13 protein-coding genes and 5 pseudogenes are annotated in these 16,531 nt (G+C 69.5%); 9 read left to right on the forward strand and 9 right to left on the reverse strand.

Annotation, left to right across the window (positions count from 1 at the left end; genetic code table 11):
* Nucleotides 1-64: 64 nt before the first annotated feature.
* Nucleotides 65-2,809 carry an ATP-binding protein gene (locus OG496_RS02040; RefSeq protein WP_405969284.1) on the forward strand — a complete coding sequence of 915 codons (2,745 nt, stop codon included), beginning with the start codon at nt 65-67 and terminating at the stop codon, nt 2,807-2,809.
* A 147-nt stretch (nt 2,810-2,956) separates the two neighbouring features.
* Here OG496_RS02040 and OG496_RS02045 read toward each other — a convergent pair whose 3' ends face one another.
* The gene (locus OG496_RS02045) at nt 2,957-3,181 is read right to left on the reverse strand and encodes a hypothetical protein (protein ID WP_405969285.1); all 225 of its coding nucleotides are present in this window, start codon (nt 3,179-3,181) and stop codon (nt 2,957-2,959) included.
* Between the two features lie 97 nt (nt 3,182-3,278).
* Between OG496_RS02045 and OG496_RS02050 the strand changes: the two genes are divergently transcribed.
* A complete protein-coding gene (locus OG496_RS02050; RefSeq protein ID WP_405969286.1) occupies nt 3,279-3,614 on the forward strand; it encodes a hypothetical protein in 336 nt (111 codons plus the stop codon).
* A gap of 15 nt (nt 3,615-3,629) precedes the next feature.
* Here the strand turns inward: OG496_RS02050 and OG496_RS02055 are convergent.
* Nucleotides 3,630-3,981, reverse strand: a pseudogene (locus tag OG496_RS02055) (arsenate reductase ArsC).
* Nucleotides 3,982-4,299: 318 nt separating this feature from the next.
* Between OG496_RS02055 and OG496_RS02060 the strand changes: the two are divergent.
* Nucleotides 4,300-5,037 carry a dienelactone hydrolase family protein gene (locus OG496_RS02060; RefSeq protein ID WP_405969287.1) on the forward strand — a complete coding sequence of 246 codons (738 nt, stop codon included), beginning with the start codon at nt 4,300-4,302 and terminating at the stop codon, nt 5,035-5,037.
* Between the two features lie 112 nt (nt 5,038-5,149).
* Here OG496_RS02060 and OG496_RS02065 read toward each other — a convergent pair.
* From OG496_RS02065 to OG496_RS02080, 4 genes and pseudogenes are all read right to left on the reverse strand, one after another.
* Nucleotides 5,150-5,684, reverse strand: a pseudogene (locus tag OG496_RS02065) (transposase); the annotation flags it as partial.
* Between the two features lie 130 nt (nt 5,685-5,814).
* Nucleotides 5,815-6,108 (reverse strand): DUF1330 domain-containing protein, encoded by a 294-nt coding sequence (locus OG496_RS02070; RefSeq protein WP_405969288.1) that lies wholly within the window; start codon nt 6,106-6,108, stop codon nt 5,815-5,817.
* A gap of 33 nt (nt 6,109-6,141) precedes the next feature.
* A complete protein-coding gene (locus OG496_RS02075) occupies nt 6,142-7,542 on the reverse strand; it encodes an MFS transporter (RefSeq protein ID WP_405969289.1) in 1,401 nt (466 codons plus the stop codon).
* A gap of 11 nt (nt 7,543-7,553) precedes the next feature.
* A complete protein-coding gene (locus OG496_RS02080; RefSeq protein WP_405969290.1) occupies nt 7,554-8,042 on the reverse strand; it encodes a MarR family winged helix-turn-helix transcriptional regulator in 489 nt (162 codons plus the stop codon).
* 55 nt (nt 8,043-8,097) lie between these two features.
* On the opposite strand from OG496_RS02080, the pseudogene OG496_RS02085 reads away from it, so the two are divergent.
* Nucleotides 8,098-8,822 (forward strand): annotated as a pseudogene (locus OG496_RS02085) (methyltransferase domain-containing protein); the annotation flags it as partial.
* Between the two features lie 283 nt (nt 8,823-9,105).
* On the opposite strand, the gene OG496_RS02090 reads toward OG496_RS02085, so the two are convergent.
* Together OG496_RS02090 and OG496_RS02095 are read right to left on the reverse strand one after the other, a co-directional pair.
* Nucleotides 9,106-9,777, reverse strand: a complete 672-nt coding sequence (locus OG496_RS02090; RefSeq protein WP_405976544.1) for an enoyl-CoA hydratase-related protein — start codon at nt 9,775-9,777, stop codon at nt 9,106-9,108.
* 44 nt (nt 9,778-9,821) lie between these two features.
* A complete protein-coding gene (locus tag OG496_RS02095; RefSeq protein WP_405969291.1) occupies nt 9,822-10,436 on the reverse strand; it encodes a TetR/AcrR family transcriptional regulator in 615 nt (204 codons plus the stop codon).
* A gap of 132 nt (nt 10,437-10,568) precedes the next feature.
* On the opposite strand from OG496_RS02095, the gene OG496_RS02100 reads away from it, so the two are divergent.
* The 4 genes from OG496_RS02100 to OG496_RS02115 all read left to right on the forward strand — a co-directional run bounded on the left by OG496_RS02100 (nt 10,569) and on the right by OG496_RS02115 (nt 15,791).
* Nucleotides 10,569-11,072 (forward strand): hypothetical protein, encoded by a 504-nt coding sequence (locus OG496_RS02100; protein WP_405969292.1) that lies wholly within the window; start codon nt 10,569-10,571, stop codon nt 11,070-11,072.
* Between the two features lie 696 nt (nt 11,073-11,768).
* On the forward strand, nt 11,769-12,218 hold the full coding sequence (locus OG496_RS02105) for a spore-associated protein (RefSeq protein WP_405969293.1): 450 nt from the start codon (nt 11,769-11,771) through the stop codon (nt 12,216-12,218).
* Nucleotides 12,219-12,380: 162 nt separating this feature from the next.
* Complete coding sequence (locus OG496_RS02110; RefSeq protein ID WP_405969294.1) at nt 12,381-12,653, forward strand: thioredoxin family protein; 273 nt, start codon at nt 12,381-12,383, stop codon at nt 12,651-12,653.
* Nucleotides 12,654-13,448: 795 nt separating this feature from the next.
* Nucleotides 13,449-15,791 (forward strand): alpha-L-fucosidase, encoded by a 2,343-nt coding sequence (locus tag OG496_RS02115; RefSeq protein ID WP_405969295.1) that lies wholly within the window; start codon nt 13,449-13,451, stop codon nt 15,789-15,791.
* Between the two features lie 22 nt (nt 15,792-15,813).
* Here OG496_RS02115 and OG496_RS02120 read toward each other — a convergent pair.
* Nucleotides 15,814-16,041: pseudogene (locus tag OG496_RS02120) on the reverse strand (IS5/IS1182 family transposase); the annotation flags it as partial.
* On the opposite strand from OG496_RS02120, the pseudogene OG496_RS02125 reads away from it, so the two are divergent.
* Nucleotides 16,029-16,295: pseudogene (locus OG496_RS02125) on the forward strand (IS5/IS1182 family transposase); the annotation flags it as partial. The pseudogenes OG496_RS02120 and OG496_RS02125 overlap by 13 nt on opposite strands.
* Between the last annotated feature and the right edge of the window lie 236 nt (nt 16,296-16,531).

Here is a 16,531-nt window from a genome sequence, read left to right on the forward strand (position 1 = left end):
TCGAGCGTGGCCGGGTAAACAGCCACGGCACATCGAGCGATCTCCCTATTTATATGCTGGCGTCGTGGTGGCGCAGCGCGTGGTCAGTCCGGTGTTCGTCGGCCGGAGCGAGGAGTTGGCACAGCTTGCGGCGGCTTTGGACACGGCTGTCGAGGAGGGGCCGGCCGTGGCGCTGGTGGCCGGGGAGGCCGGGATCGGCAAGTCTCGGCTGCTCGCCGAGTTCGCACGGTCGCTGGACCCGGGGGTACGGGTGGTCGGGGGCGTCTGCGCGGAACTGGGCCGTGACTCCCTGCCGTACGCGCCGTTCGTGACCGTCCTGCGCTCACTGATCCGGGTCGAGGGCGTCACGCCGGGTCCCTACCGCTGGCTGGCCCGCTGGTTCCCCGAACTGGGCGAGACGGACGACGACACCGAGGGCGGCAAGCACCGGCTGTACGAGGAGGCGCTGACGCTGATCGAACGGGTGGCCGCCGGCCGGCCGCTCGTCGTCTCGATCGAGGACCTGCACTGGGCGGACTCCGCCACCTGCGAACTGCTCGGCTTCCTGGCCAGGAACCTGACCCAGCCCGGGGTGCTCCTCGTGCTCACCTACCGGCCGCCCGAGGCCGGGCCCCTGCTGTCGGAGCTCGCACGCCGTCCGGGCACCGCCCGGCTGCACCTCGACCACCTCGACGAACGCGACGTGGGCCGCCAGTTGGCCGCCATCCTCGGCGCCGAACCGGACCGGGCCACCGTGGGCCGCGTCCATGAACGCAGCGACGGCAACCCGCTGTTCGTCGAGGCCCTTGCCCGCGTCGGCGAGCGGACCCCGGACGGCGCGCGCGAACTGCTGTTGGACGGCCCTCGGTCGCTGCGCAGCCCGGCTCGCGAACTGCTACGCATCGCCTCCGTCGCGGGCGGGCGGGTCGACCACCGCCTGCTGGCCGAGGTGGCCGGGCAGGACGGGGCCGAGCTGGATGCCCTGCTGCGTGAGCTCGTCGACCGCAGCCTGCTCGTCACGGCCGGCGACGGCTACGCGTTTCGCCACGCCCTGATCCGGGACGCGGTGTACGAGGATCTGCTGCCCGGCGAGCGGGCGCGCCTGCACTCCCGCTACGCCGAGGCGCTGCGCGACCGCGGTGCCCCGGCGGAGCTGGCCGCGCACGCCCACGCCGCCGGGGACCACGGCCTCGCGCTGTCGGCCGCCCACCTGGCCGCCGGTCAGGCACGCAGGTCCTACGCCTACGCCGAGCAGGTCCGTCTGCTCGGCATGGTCCTCGACCTGTGGGATCCGGACGTCCGGCTGGGCACCGACCTGGTCGGTGTGCTGACCGACGCCGCCGAGGCATGCATGCTCAGCGGCGACTACGCCCGCGGCATCGAGCACGCCACCGCCGGGCTGGCGGCGGTGGACGAGCGGCGCGAGCCCGAGCGGGCCGCCTTGCTCCTTGAACACCGGGGCAGGTTGCGGCACCGGCTGGACACCACCGGTGTCTCCGACTGGGAACACGCCCTGGACCTGCTTCCTGCCGGCAGTTCCCAGCGGGGTCGGCTGCTCGGCGTGCTGGCGATGGGCCTTCTGCCCGAGGTGGACCGGGCCCACGCGCCGTTCCAGGAGGCGCTTGCCATCGGCCGGGCCACCGGTGACGCCACGGTCACCATTCGCGGGCTACTGGGCGTCGGATCGATGACCGGCGACTTCGGAATGCTGACCGAGGCCCGCGCGCTCGCCGAACGGCTCGACAGCAGCGACCTGTTGATGACCGTGCCCATGTACGAGGCCGTGCTGCACACCAGAGCGGGCGACCACCAGCGCACCGTCGAGGTCGCCGGCGACGGGGTCCGCCTCGCCCGCCGGTACGGTCTCGGCCGCAGCCGTGGGGCCGAACTCGCCCGCTACGCGGGAAGCGGCCTGATCCTGGCCGGGCGGTGGGACGAGGCGACCGCCGTGCTGGAAGAGGGCCTCCGAGCGGGCGCGCCACCGCAGTCGCGGCGGGGTCTGCGTACCCTCGTCGGCCATCTGTCGCTGCTGCGCGGTGACTTGGCGGCGGCGGCCGAGGCCGCGGCCGCTGAGAACTCCGACAGCGGAAACCTCTTCGCCCGCCATCAGTTGCTGTGCCTGCTCGCCGTCGCACAGGGCGACCCGGAGCGGGCCGATCTGCTCCTGGACCGGGCGCTGACCGACCCGGCGCTCACCCGGATCTACAGCAGCGACGCCCGGCCGGTCCTGGTCGCCGGCGCCCTGGTGCAGCAGGCCCGGCTGTCCGCACGCGCCGACCGGGAACTGCGGGAAAGGGTCGCTGCCCGGCAGGCCCAACTCGCCGCGGCCGACGCCGCGCTGGGCGTCGACGGGGTACTCGACCGGGCCTGGCGGACCATGCTCCGGGCACTGATCGAGAACGACGGCTGGGACCACGCGGTGGACTCCTGGCGCCGGCTGCGGCAGCCGTACGAGCTGGCGCTGTGCTTGTTCCACAGCGCGCACACCCTGCTGGCCGCAGGCGACCGGCCCGGCGCGACGGCCCGCCTCAGAGAGGCCGCCCGGTTGGCCGAAGAGCTGCGCGCCGCACCGCTGGCCCGGCAGATAACGCAGCTCCTACGGCCGCGGCCCGCCCAGCACGGGCTGACGGAACGTGAGCTTGAGGTGCTCCGGTTGATCGCCGAAGGGCTGAGCAACCGACAGATCGCCGCCCGGCTGCACATCTCGCCGAGCACAGCGGGCGTACATGTCTCCCACATCCTGACGAAGCTGGGCGCGGCGACGCGCACCGAGGCCGCGGCCGTCGCCTTCCGTACGGGGCTGGCCGGGTCCCGCCCCAACGAGAGCTGACGAAGGGGCAGGTCTCCCATCACGGCTCCGTGGCCGCGGGCCAGTCCCGCGGCCAGCGTTGCCGCACCGTAATCGCGGGCCGAGCCTGTCCCCCCAGGTCGGAGGGCAGCCTCGGCGTGGCGGACATGAAGGACACGACTCGGCGGGTCAGTCGCTGTCGTCGTTGGCGAAGTCGAGCAGGTCGGTGAAGAGCAGCGCCTCGGCACCGTTGTCGAGAAGCTGCTGCATCTCATGGGAGCGGGGCAGCATCGTCTTCTCGTAGGCGTGGACGGCGTCGTCGATGCTGTGGTGGTTCGCGATGGCGAGGGCGAGTTCGCAGGCGTCGAGCATGGCGAGGTTGATCTGCCGCAGTTTCTGGAGCTGCTGGAGCAATCCCTGAAACGGTTCGTGGCCAACGGCGAGCCGGGATACCTGTAGGTGCGGTTCCCGGCTCGACTATGTGTTAGCCGTTGTAAGACTTCTGGGGCGCATGTCCGTCCGGTGTGGGAGGGCCCACCAGCATCTTGCCGAGGACTTCGTACGCCGCCTGAAGGCACTGCACGAGGCGGGCACCCTCCCGGACCCCCGGGATGCCCAGATCGCCCGTCCGAAAGCCGAGATCGACGCTCTGCGGGAACGTGCGGCTCGTCAGAGCGAGGCGATCGAGAAACTGAGCGAGTTCAAGATCCTCGCGCTGTTCCGCATCGCCGCCCAGCACGAAGAGATCATCCGCCAGCGGAGTCCTCAGGCCGCTACCGGCACGCCAACTGGGGCCCGCCTCGCTGCTGTTCCCCGTGGCGGCCAGACCATCGGCTCCTGCAGCTGACGTACCGGCGAGGCGTCACTGCACGGGAAGGAGATCGGCGAGCAGAGTGCGGACGCGCGCCTCGATCTCGTCCCGGATCGAGCAGACCGCCTCGACGCCCTGACCAGCCGGATCCGTCGAGCTTCCAGTCCCGATACCGCTTGCCCGGGAAGACCGGGCAGGCATCCCCCCACCCCATCGTGATCACCAAGTCGGACGCCTGGACCGCTTCGATGGTCAGCACCTCGGGCACCTCGGCGGACAGATCGATCCCGGCCTCGGCCGTCGCCTCGCTGACCGCCGGGTTCACGGTCTCGGCCGGGGCGGACCCGGCCGAACGGACCTCCACCCGGCCAGCGGACTGGTGCGTGAGGAAGGCGGCGGCCATCTGGGAGCGTCCGGCGTTGTGCACGCACACGAACAGCACGGACGGCTTGCCGGAGACGGTTTCACACACGAGCGGTGCCTTCTTCGAGGGCAGCCGACTGACCGGTCACCGGAGCGGGTTGAGAACCCATCTTCAAACCGGTGAGAGGTCTGACCGAGATACGGGTCAAAGGGCCAACGGGATGGATAGCCGCCGTGGGGACGAGGTTTGTGATGGTTCTTTTGAGCCCTCGTCGTATTTCAGGGGGATACCCGCGCTGCTCTGCCAGCGGCAGAACGGCGGCCGGACCGGGCTCGACGATCACTACAGTCCCGTCTCATGACGACGATTACGACGCGTACGGTCGAGTACCCGGCCGACGGTCTGACGATGATCGGGCACCTCGCGCTCCCGGCCGGTGTCGACCGCCGACCCGCAGTGCTGCTCGGGCCAGAGGGCATGGGGCTCAGCGACGTCGAGCGCCGCCGGGCCGATGCTCTGGCCGAGCTGGGATACATAGCGCTGGCCTTCGACCTCCACGGCGGGCGCTATTTGAGCGACCCCGAGGAGATGCTGGCCCGTTGCCTGCCACTGCTCGCCGATCCCGGCCGGATGCGGAGCATCGGCCATGCGGCGCTCGACGTGTTGTGCACCGAACCGCGGACCGATTCCGACCGGATCGCCGTCGTCGGCTACGGCACCGGGGGCGCCGTCGGGCTGGAACTCGGGCGCGACGGCGTCAACCTGCGCGCGATCGGGACAGTCAACGCACTGATCACGGGCCGACCGGGCGAGGCAGCGCGTATTCGCTGCCCGGTGTGGGCCGGGGTCGGTTCGGAAGACCCGATCATGCCGCCCGCGCAACGCAACGCGTTCACCGCTGAGATGCAGGCCGCGGGCGTCGACTGGCGCCTCGCGGTCTACGGCGGCGCCTTGCACGCCTTCCACCATCCGCCGGTCGACCACCCCACGGTCCCCGGCGTCGGCTACCACCCGCGGCACGCGCAGCGAGCCTGGCGCGACGTCGTCGACCTGCTCGCCGAGTGCCTGCCCGTGACGGAGGATCTGGGGACATGACTCAGGCGAACATGCCGGCACCAGGCTTGGTCGGCGTCATGCCTGGGACGCCTCAAGCAGCGTGGACGGGTTCGGCACATCGGGGCATGGATGCGTTGGGCGGGACGGCGGGCCGGGTAAGCCCGCGGGTCATGAGCGTGATCGAGGCGAGGGTCAGCACCGCCTCGGAGTGCTCAGGCCGGGTCTCGTAGTCGCGCACGTTCCGACGCGCATGCGACAACCAGGCCAGTGACCTCTCTGCCGCCCAACGCCTGGGCAGGATCACGAAGCCCTTGGCGCCCTTGTGCCTGCTCACGGTCTTGATCGTCAGGTGGAGGAAGGACTTGGCCCAGGCCACGAGGGTGCCCGCGTAGGTCAAGTCGGCCCAGACGATGGTGATTTCGAGGTGCATCAGCCGGAGCCGGAAGAAGGCCTCACGGGCGGCGACGCCGTCGTGCATGTCGGCCGGAGTGACCATCACGAACAGCGGGAGCCCTTCGAGGTCCACGATTATGTGCCTCTTCCGGCCCGGCGTCTTGTCCGGCGTCGTATCCGGACGTGGAGCGCGGGACGGTGGCCGCGACCTTGACGGACGGGGAGTCGATCACTGCCGCCACCGGGTTCGGTGACGTGCCCTGCTCGTCCTCACGAACCTCGCACTCGACCGCCGACAGACGATCAAGACCGAAGACAGCCGCCCGCGCTCAGCGCGAGCACCCACGAGCCCCGCCACACCAGCAGCCGCACCGGCGAAAACCAAGATGGTGGATCTTCAGCGAAGATCCGGCTGGACCTCGGTCAGTCGATGCCTTCGACGATGCGGAAGTCGCGCTCGACGCCGTCAGCAAGTGCGGCCAGCGCCTCCTGGTAGGCCGCACTCTCGTGTGCCGCGACGGCCTGCTCGAAGCTGTCGAACTCGATCAGGACGGTGCGCTCGGCGATTCCGGCGTCATGCGCCACGGCCCGACCGCCACGGACGAGGACCCGGCCGCCCCCGGCCTTGACGGCCGCAGCGGCCAGCTTGTTGTAGGCAGCCAGCTTCTCAGGGTCTGAAATGGTGCGGTAGGCGCTGACCCAGTAGCCCTTGGGCATGGAACCTCCAGTGTTGGGATGAGTGCATCTGACTTACGGGTTGGTCTCGGATAAGCGTCGGCGGGCGAGAGCGAGGCTTGTCAGCGTCGTGATCGCCATGGCGCCGATGCCGACCAGCGCCGCAGTGGTGTAGGCGCTGTCGTCGGGGAAGAGGTGGCCGGGGCCGGTGCCCGCGGCGAGGATCAGGCCACCGATGGCGCTGCCCAGGGAGTACCCGACGCTGCGGACGACGTAGTTGAAACTCATGGCGCTCGACGTCTCGCTCTTGGGGGTGACGGCCAGGATGACGCCGGGCATCGCGGCCGAGAAGCCGCCGACGCCGAGCACGCCCATCGCCGCGAACAGTTCGGCCAGGTCCGACCGGGCCGCCGCGAACAGGGCGAACCCGCCACCGACCACGACGGCGCTGCTGGCCAGGAGCAAGGGGTCGGCGATCCGCGTCCGGACCCGCGGCGTGAGCTTGCCGGCGACGAACCCCAGCACCGAGAACGGGATGAGGACCAGCCCGGCGACGAAGGTCGTCAGCCCGAAGTCGTAGCCGGCGCCGTGCGGCGTCTGCGCGTACCGGGTGATGAGCGTGAGCAGGAGGTACATGCCGATCCCGCCGACGAACATGGCGAGGTTCGCCCCGGCGACCGCCGGGTGCCGCACCGCCCGCACATCGACCAGGGGCGTCGTGCTGCGCAGCTCGATGACGGCCCAGACGCGGAGCAGCACCACCGCGACGACGGCGAGGCCCGCCGCCACGGCAAGGTGCCGGCTCCACAGATTCCGTTCGCCGGCGAGGAACAGCACCAGGAGCAGCGCAGCGGCCAGGACGACCGCGCCTGCCACGTCCACGTGGGCGGAGCGGCCTTCGGGGGCTTCGGGCATGGAGCGCCACGCGGTCAGGAGGGCGGCGGCGGTGACGACCAGGCCGAGGCCGTAGGCGGCCCGTACCCCGCCGAGTTCGGCGAGCAGTGCGGCCAGCGGGTAGCCGACGCCGGCCCCGATGATAGAGACCACCGAGATCTGGGCGATCACGGCCGCGCTGCGCTCCTCGGGGAGGTGGTCCCGGGCCACGCCCATCATCAGCGCCGTCAGCCCGAGCCCGACGCCCTGGGCCGCCCTGCCGGCCAGCAGCCACGCGAACGGCAGCGGCAGCGGCAGCGGCAGCGGCAGCACGGTGAGCGCGCTGCCGGCGACAACGACCGTCAGCGTGGCGAGGATCGTGGCCCGCCGGTGCGGGCCGGCTCCGAGCCGGCCCAGGACCGGCGTGGCGACGGCGCCGCTGAGCAGCGCGACGGTCAGCGTCCACTGCGCGCTGCCGAGGGAGACGTGGAACGAGGTCGCCACGCTGGTGATGAGCGGCGTCCCGAGGCTGGCGACCGCTGCCACGACCAGAGCGATGAACGTCAGGGCGGGGACCAGCAGCCGCGCCTCGGAACGCGCCACCGGCAACGCCTTCACCGCGACCCCGCCGACCGGCTGCCCGGTCGCTGCCTGGGCCCTTCGCGGTCCTGGCTTTCGAGCTCTGCCAGATGCTTCAGCGCCGGAAGGGCCGCCACCAGCGCCTCGACCTCGTCGCCGGCGAGCTCGCCGATCAACCGCTCGAACGCGTGGACACCCGCCTGGCGCCACGTCCGGACATAGGAGGCCCCGGCCTCGGTCAGGCACACCAGCGTGACCCGCTTGTCGGACACCTCGCCCCGCCGCTCGACCAGGCCGGACTCCTCCAACACCCGGACCAGGGCGGTCATCGCGGGCTGGGTAACGCCCTCGACCCCGGCCAGATCGGTGATACGCCGCGGACCGGTCCGGTCCAGGGTGGCCAGGGTGGCGGCGGACGTCAGGCTCATGTCCCGGGGCAGGCGTCTCGCGGCCCTGGTGGCCAGGCCGTAGAGGGCTGCCCCGATGGCGGCGGACGCTCCAGGAGCGGTGTCTTGACGACTCACGCTCGAAGCATAGCCTTTTTATATTCATGGTTTATGGAAATGGTCGACTGGCGCGGGCAGCACCGCCTCTTGCAGCCCCGAAGCCATCGAGATCGACGACAACTTCGGCTCCACCCCGTACACCGAAGACGAGCGCGACACCCTGCCCGCTGAGGCCCTCGCCGCCTCCCTCGGCTGCGGCAACCCGACCGCGGCGGCCGACCTCCACGAGGGCGAACGCGTCCTGGACCCCGGCTCCGGCGGCGGCATCGACGTACTGCTTTCCGCTCGCCGCGTCGGCCCCACCGGCAAGGCGTACGGGCTCGACATGACCGAGGAGATGCTCGCCCTCGCGCTCAAGAATCAGCAAAAGGCCGGCGCTACCCACGTCGAGTTCCTCAAGGGCACCGTCGAGGCCATCCCGCCGCCCGCGAACACCATCGACGTCGTCATCTCCAACTGCGTCATCAACCTGTCCACCGACAAGCCCGCCGTCTTCGCCGAGATGATCCCGGTCCTCAAGCCCGGCGGCCGGATCGGAATCTCGGGTGTCGTCGCCGACGACACCCTCACCCCCGATCAGCGGCCGAGCGCGGCGACTACGTCGGCTGTAACGCCGGAGCCCCCTCCTTCGCCGAGTACCGCCAGAGCTTCGAAGCCGCCGGGTTCACCAACATCGAACTCAGCCCCACCCACGCGGTCGCCGACGGCATGCACTCCGCCATCGTCCGCGCCACGAAGCCCACCAGCAACAAGGCTGAGGCGAGCACAAACAGCGACACCGGCTGCAACTGCGGCTGACAGCACGCCGGTTCGACACCTCACCTCAGGGTGGCCTCCCGCAGCCGCTGAGAGCGACACGAACGCCCTCCTCAACGGGACATCGGATCCCGTGCCGATCCAACTCGAAGAGACGCGACCGGCGCGGGACACACCCACCGCGCGAACAAGCAGGGAGTCGAGGGTGTCGTCGTCAATTCCCGGTTGAATCAGCGTGCTGAAGCTGATGCAACGGGGATGGTTCTGTGCCGGGTTGGCGTACGTACTGGGGGCTCGGGTGGGCGGGGTTCGGTGGGGCGTGGGGTCAGCCGAGCGGGTTGACGGTGTCGCGCAGGGTGGTCAGGGCGGGGGCGTACATGCGGGACTTGATGGTGCCGAGCGTGTCGCCGGCCTTGGCCACCTGCGCCTGGGCGATCTCGATGGCGGTGGAGCGCACGGCGTCCTCGGCGACCGACTGGTCGACGATGCCGGCCGCTACGGCGTCGGAGCCGCCGTAGCGGCGGGCGGTGAGCATGGCCTCGTGGGCGGTCTGCGGCGCCAGCCTGGACTGGATGAGGGCGGCCATGCCGGGGGTGAAGGGGATGTTGATGTCCGCTTCGGGCAGGCACCAGTAGCCGCGGTCGGCGCGCATCACGCGGAAGTCGTGGGCGAGGGAGAACATCGCGCCGGCGGCGAAGGTGTGCCCCTGCAGCGCGGCCACCGTGATGACCGGCAGCGACAGCATCCGCGCGAGCAGCTCATGGACCGAGACGACATAGTCGTGGTGCTGGTCGCCGTGGGCGAACAGCCAGTCCAGGTCGAGCCCGTTGGAGTAGAACTTGCCGGTCGCGGCAGTGACCAGGGCACGGGGGCCTTCCGCCTTCTCCACCTCGTCGAGCGCGGCACCGACGGCAGTGAGCCAGTCGGGGTGGAAACGGTTCTCTCCATCTCCGAGGTCGAGGACGAAGACATTGTCGTGGCGGTCGAGTGAGGGCATGGCGTTCCCTTCGAGCTGAGTTGACTGGGTGATGTGGCTGCGGGCTATGGCCGGGGCCATGATTCGGCGGTCCTGGGGCGGTCGCGCAGGGTGTGGAGGAGCAGGTCGTGGATCTCGGCGGCGGCTGCCTCGATAGGGGCGGTGCTCTGCTCGGCCCGGCACATGATCACCGCGCCTTCGACCGCGGCGATGACGAAGGCGCCCAGCCGGCGGCTGCGTTCCTCGGTCAGGCCGTGCCGGACGAACAGGACCGCGAGGGCCTCCTGCCAGCGGGCGAAGACAGCGGCTGCCGAGAGAGCGAGCTGGGGTGCATCGTCGTTGGTCTCGACGGCCACCGCCACGATCGGGCAGCCGGCCCGGAACCCGCTCTCCACGAGCCGGTCGCGCCACAGCGCGAAGAACGCGTCGACGGCCTCCACCGGATCCTCCGCCTGCATGGCAGCGTCGATCAGGCCCGCGATGAAGTCCCCCGCCAGTGCCACCGCCTCGTCGATGAGCTGAGTCCGCCCGCCGGGGAAATGGTGATACACCGAGCCCCGAGGAGCTCCGCTGTGTGCGAGCACCCGGTCGATGCTGGTCGCGCTAGCCCCGTACTCACGCAGCAGAGCGGCAGCACTGAGGATCATCCGGTCACGGCTGTCACTCTTGCGCGGACTCACCCGCCCACCACCTCTCGACGACAGGGCGGCCCATCGAGCAGGCTACCTGTCGGTAACTTATGGGGTATGCCATAGAACATGCAAGGGGGCTGTAGCGGTCATCCATCCAGTACCGATACACACCGCTCTGGCATGGCCGCGCGCCGCCATCAGGACACCCCTGGGCAAGCTCAGCTCAACACGCTGGACTTGGCAGAGAACTTCAAGAGGCTGGGCGACGCCCACCGGCCCTCGGTCAGGGGCTGGCAGAAGTACAAGGTCCGCGAGACGAGGGAGACGATCGTCAGCGCAGTCACCGGTTCCCCGGCAGTTCCCCGCACGCTGCTGCTCGGCGCCAACGGTCTGTGGACCCCATCCGGAAACCTGTACTACGGCTCCAGCCAGTTCCGTTCGCCCTCCGAGACAAGGGAACTGCCGCTCGTCCCGAGACGGGTGGTCAACCAGCTCGGCCACCACGGTGGCTGTGCCGAGATCGGTTGCATCACCCAAGCCCTCAACTCGGGTGAACTCATCCGTAGGAGCCGCAGTCTCGCTATGGTCCACAAACCGTTCGACAACCCTGCCAACAGGCGGCTGGCCCCAGGACGCCCCGCATGCCAGCAGCTCATGAATCGTTTGAACATCACGAACACCTGAAGCGCTCAGGGATCGGTGGAGGCTCTATGCGTTGGCTCCAGCTGCCGGTTGGGGCTGGTGACACCCGCGCGTTCCGGGACCCTGCCCGGCTACACCACTTCTCCGGACGCAGCCTCGCAGCCCCGTATTCGCGCACCGATCAGCCTTCTGACACTTCGCGGACTGCGAAGCCCCGCGCCTTGCCACGTGCCGGGCCTTCCACTGCTCCGCCAGATCCTCAGGGTCGACCGCTCGGCATCTGCCCACCTGACCAGCGTGGGCCGCGCCGCGTGATCTGGTCACGCCCAGCTCTGGGACAGACTTGAGTGAACTCCTTCGACACATAGTGCGCCGAGGGGTTGTGGCAAGAATGCGCCGACGTCCACGCGTTGTCGTGCTGTCGGGCGGATCCGCTATGGCGGGGCGTCGGGCGCGGGCGGCCACAGGTCACCCGGGCCCCTGCCTGGCGTTCTCGGCTTTCGATGTCCTCGGGCGAAGGCCGCGGTGGTGACGGCGCGGAGTGACCCGATGCGCGGACGGCGGGCCTGGGCGCCGCCGCAACATCCCTGCCCACCGAGGTCACGGCCACCCGGCCGTGTTCCCGGCTCGCCCGGTCAACTCGGCCGGATCAAGCCGGTGCAGGGTCACAACCCTGTCTGGCCGGCACGTGTCTGACCTGTCAGGAGCAAGCCACTCCTAAGACCATAAGGGGGAAATATGATATTCAATCATTCCATTCTCGCCGGTACCGCGATGGCGGCCCTGGCAGTCGGCGCGACGACCGTTCTGGCCGGCCCCGCCTCCGCAGCACCGAACACCACCGCACAGAAGGTCTGTGGAAGCAGCTACAAGACCGTCAACTCCGCGCCCGTCGGCACGCAGGGCACCGTCTACCTGACCTACAACGCTTCCAACGGCAAGAACTGCGTAGCGACCATCCGCACCAACCCTGGCACCGCGCGCGACATGGGGGCGTGGATCTACGTCTCCGACACCGACGAGTACGCCCAGGACGAGGGCGCGTACACGTCGTACGCCGGACCGGCCTATGTCCAAGGCAAGGCCCACTGCGTCGACTGGGGCGGCCACATCGACAACGTGTACGTCTACGTGACGGGCTCCAACTGCGCCGCGCTGAAGGAGCACCGGGTCACCACGGTCCGCTGACCCGCGGAGCGCTGCTGCGGTCCGGCCCACTCCCGTCATCCGGGGTGGGCCGGATCCCGTCGCCGGCCCGGATGCCCGTCGTCGCCGCGCCAGCGAGGGTAGCCCCGGCCGGAAGCGGCGGAACCGCGCCTGTGACGCGGGGCTCCCTGGCCAGTTCCGGTAATGCTGGACGTCTACGTCGACTGGTGCGGGCCCGGCAAGAACCTCAAGCCGATCGTGGGAGAAGTCTCCGCTGAACTCGGCGACAGGTTGCGCGCACTGGAACTCGACTACGACCAGGCCGAGCAGGCCCGTAGAAAGTACGCCCTCGACGCCGTCCCGACGCTTCTTGCGACCGTTGGCGGTGTGCCGGTTGCGAGGATCCTCGGCGCCATGGAGAAGGACGAACTGCTCCCGCAGCTCCACCCGCTGCTCAGTGTGCGCTCAGTCAGGTGAGGGCACACCGGCGAGTCCTCGGGGACCTGAGGTCGTCGACACGACGCCTCAAGGCTGGACCCCCGCCCCCACGCCTCCTCACCTTCCCCGACACGCTGTCGGGCCGCATCGGTGTGTTTCCGAGCCGGACCCCCGACGAGAAACCGGCGGGCCCCGCGCACGGCACCGTGGAGGTGCCCGCCGATCGGATCGTCTGGCCATTCGTCAACCAGACCGGGGCAGATCCCATGGACCTGCAGTTCCTGCGGCAGCTGTCGGCCGACGGCATAGACAGGCTGACGGTCCGGGCCTCGGCCGCCACCGGGTCCGGGCCGGCCGACCTCGCGCATCTGACCAGTCTGAGCAGACTCTCCATCCATGCGGAACGGCTGGCCCAACCCTCCTCCTACTCAGACCAGTTGGACGAGCTCAGGCTGGACGTGCCGGAAGCCGACGGCAGGATGGTCACCGACGTGGTGAGCATGCCCCGGCCGCGCGAGCTGTACCTCCGCTCGAAGGCCGTCACCGATGCCGGACACTCCCCTCCTGCTCTCTGCGGACACCGAACTCGGGCACCTCATCGAGGACCGAGAACAGGTGGACGGCGTGGGCACCGCGGACGGTTCGAGGGGCCGGCCCGGCTCAGGCCGCGCGATGGTGCGACTGAGATCCACCAGCGACCGGCCGAACAGGACATGCAGCCGAACGACCCAACTCGTCATCCTATGAATTTCCCCAACTCCTCCCTCTGTCCGCACCGTTGACAGCGTCTCAGCTCTCCTCAATCATCAGACATCCGATGAATTGGAGCCGCTCATGGGTACGTATCCGAGACGTCAGGTCCTGGGCACCGCAGCCGGAGTCGCCGTAGCAGCAGCCCTTCCCCTCACCTCAGCCACCGTCGCACACGCCGGCGAACCACTTACCGAGCACGCCGGGCCATGGGTTCCCGTCCCCGAGCCGGTCCCTGTCCCGCTCGACGGCCTCTACGACAATGACGGCATCGACACCGCCTCCGCGCGCGGCGGTGACTTCGACGGCTCGGGCTACACCTTCCCGGGCGAGGAACTCCCCACCGGCCGCGTGGAGGTCGACGGCATCCCCTTCCTCTTCCCCTCCTCGGCCGCGGGCGCCAAGAACAACGTCGTCGCGATGGGCCAGCGCGTCGAACTGCCGCAGGGCCGCTACCTGTCGGCCGTCTTCCTCACCTCGGCCAGCTACGGCAACGCCTCCGGCAACGCCACCGTCCACTACGCCGACGGCTCCACCAGCACTGCCGGCCTCGGCGGCGCCGACTGGTACGCGGCCGGCGGCTCGCTCTCCGCTCCGTACCGCTACCGGCCGGACGGCACCGAGGACCAGCACAGCGTCGGCATCGGCACCTCGGAGGTCTGGCTCGACCCGCAGCGCGAGGCGGTCGCTCTCACCCTCCCGGTCACCAACCCGGCCGAGGCGGGCCGGACTTCCCTGCACGTCTTCGCGCTCTCCCTCCAACCCGCCGCCCAGGGAAGGGCGTTGGCCCTGCGCGACGCCCACTCCACCAACTCGCTGCTGGAATCGTCCGGCGCGCAGAGTGTCGAGGCGACGGTCGTGAACGCCGGTACGGTCGCGATCCTCGCGGGCGACGCAGTGTCCGTACGCGTCGACGCCGAGGGTGCCCGTACGGTCGAGGCCGCCCGCGTCCAGCGCCTGGACCCCGGTGAGCAGGCCCGGGTCCGCGTCGGCATCCGCAGCGGTGTCACGCCCGGCACCGTACGGGACGGCACGGTCACCGTGACCGGACGCGGATCCCAAGTCGCCGTGGCCCGCAAGCAGTTGACCCTCGGCGTCTCCGACTACGGACCCACCGAGACCTCCCTGGCCGGCCACCAGGCACCGTACTGGTTCCAGGGCGCCAAGTTCGGCATCTTCATCCACTGGGGCGTCTACTCGGTGCCCGCCTGGGCGCCCGTCGGCAAGCAGTACGCCGAGTGGTACTGGGACCAGATACAGGACCCGAACAACCCGACGTACGCCTACCACCGGGACACCTACGGCGAGGACTTCGCGTACGACGACTTCATCCCGCGCTTCACCGCCGAGAAGTTCGATCCGCGCGCCTGGGTGGAACTGTTCCGGGACGCGGGCGCCCAGTACCACGTGCTCACCTCGAAGCACCACGAGGGCTTCGCGCTGTGGGACACCAAGGTCTCCGACCGCAACGCGGTCAAGATGGGCCCGAAGAGGGACCTGGTCAAAGAACTCTTCGACGCCTCACGCCGCCACACTCCCGAACTCCACCGGGGGCTCTACTTCTCGATGCCGGAATGGTTCAACCCCGACAACCCGTGGATGGGCCACGCCCCGCGCAATCCCTACACCCTTCAGCCGGTGCCGTACACCGGATACACCGCGGGCAAGGACTATGTGACGCAGTATCAGGCCCCGCAGATGCTGGAACTGATCCAGGGCTACGACCCCGAGCTCATCTGGTGCGACATCGGCGGCGCCAACGACAGTCTCCATGTGCTGGCGGAGTACTTCAACCACGCCAAGAACCGCCGCCGTCCGATCGACGTGACCGTCAACGACCGTTCGGGGATCGCCTTCCACGACTTCACCACGCCCGAGTACACGACGTACGAGAACACGGTCGTCGCCAAGTGGGAGTCCAGCCGCGGCCTCGACCCGTTCAGCTACGGCTACAACCGGGCGACCCCCGACGACGGCTACATGACGGCCGAGGAGGTCGTGCACAACCTCGTCGACATCGTGTCGAAGAACGGCAACTTCCTTCTCGACATCGGCCCCCGGGCCGACGGCACGATCCCCGAGATCATGCAGACCCGGCTGCGCGAGACGGGCCGCTGGCTGCGCGTCAACGGCGAGGCGATCTACGACACGACGTACTGGTCGCGGATGGCGCAGCTCGGCGACGACCTGAGGTTCACGGTCCGCCCGGACGAAGCCTTCTACATCCACTCCCTGGCCAAGCCGAGCGCCAAACTCACGGTCGAAGCGCCGATCCCGATCCGCAGTGGCGACAAGGTGACGATGCTCGGCCACGGCCGCCCCCTGACATGGACCCTCAGCAACGGGGCACTGGTGATCGACGTCCCCGAAGCCGCACGCAAGGCGGGGCAGTACGCGTGGGTGTTCAAAGTGCATTGGCGTGCCTGAGAGGTCGTTTTCTCCTTTTGTTTCATCCGCATATGCGGCTTTGGTGTGCTGGCGCCGGGTCTCGCCAGGAGATGGTGTTCTCTCCGGTGAGGCCGCGGGCCTTCAGGTCGGTCATGGCCCGTTGGATCATGGCTTCGGAGCGGTCCGGGTGGGTTTCGTAGTCGCGGGCCAGGCGGCATTGCGGCATCAGCCAGCCGTAGGTCCGCTCCACCGCCCACCGTTTCGGGGTCGGGGTGAATCCCCTGGATCCAGAGGGAGTATCTGCCGCCGGAGTTGGTCTTCGGCTCGGGTACGGCGTGCTGGCGCCGGTTGCGAAACGGGAACGAGGTCCGCGTGTGGCAGTGGTTGCACGAGATCCTGCTGGCCGAGCTGAACGCGGCCTCGCGCCCGGACTGGTCGCGGTGCGTGGTCGGCTCTTCCCACGTTCAGGCGTTAAAAAGGGAGCAGCACACGGGGCCGTCGCCGGTCGACCGGCGACGGCCCGGCTCGCAACACCATCTACTGGTGACTCACGGGGTCGGTGAAGCCTGAAGCACCACCGGGTCTGGAACCCTCTGATCAGACGGGTTCACCAGCCCCGCCCTTGCGGTGATGACGCCAGTGATCACGCGATCCAGCCGATGATGTTCGTGGTCCCAGCCCCTCGCGGAAAACACCTCTCAGCTCACCGTGAGCTTCCGAGCCCTTGTAAAGACCGAGGACCTTACGGGCAGCTGGGGTCACGAACGGCTGATCGGATG

Origin of the sequence: Streptomyces sp. NBC_00988 (genome assembly GCF_045162645.1) — a bacterium.
Taxonomy (GTDB): Bacteria; Actinomycetota; Actinomycetes; order Streptomycetales; family Streptomycetaceae; genus Streptomyces.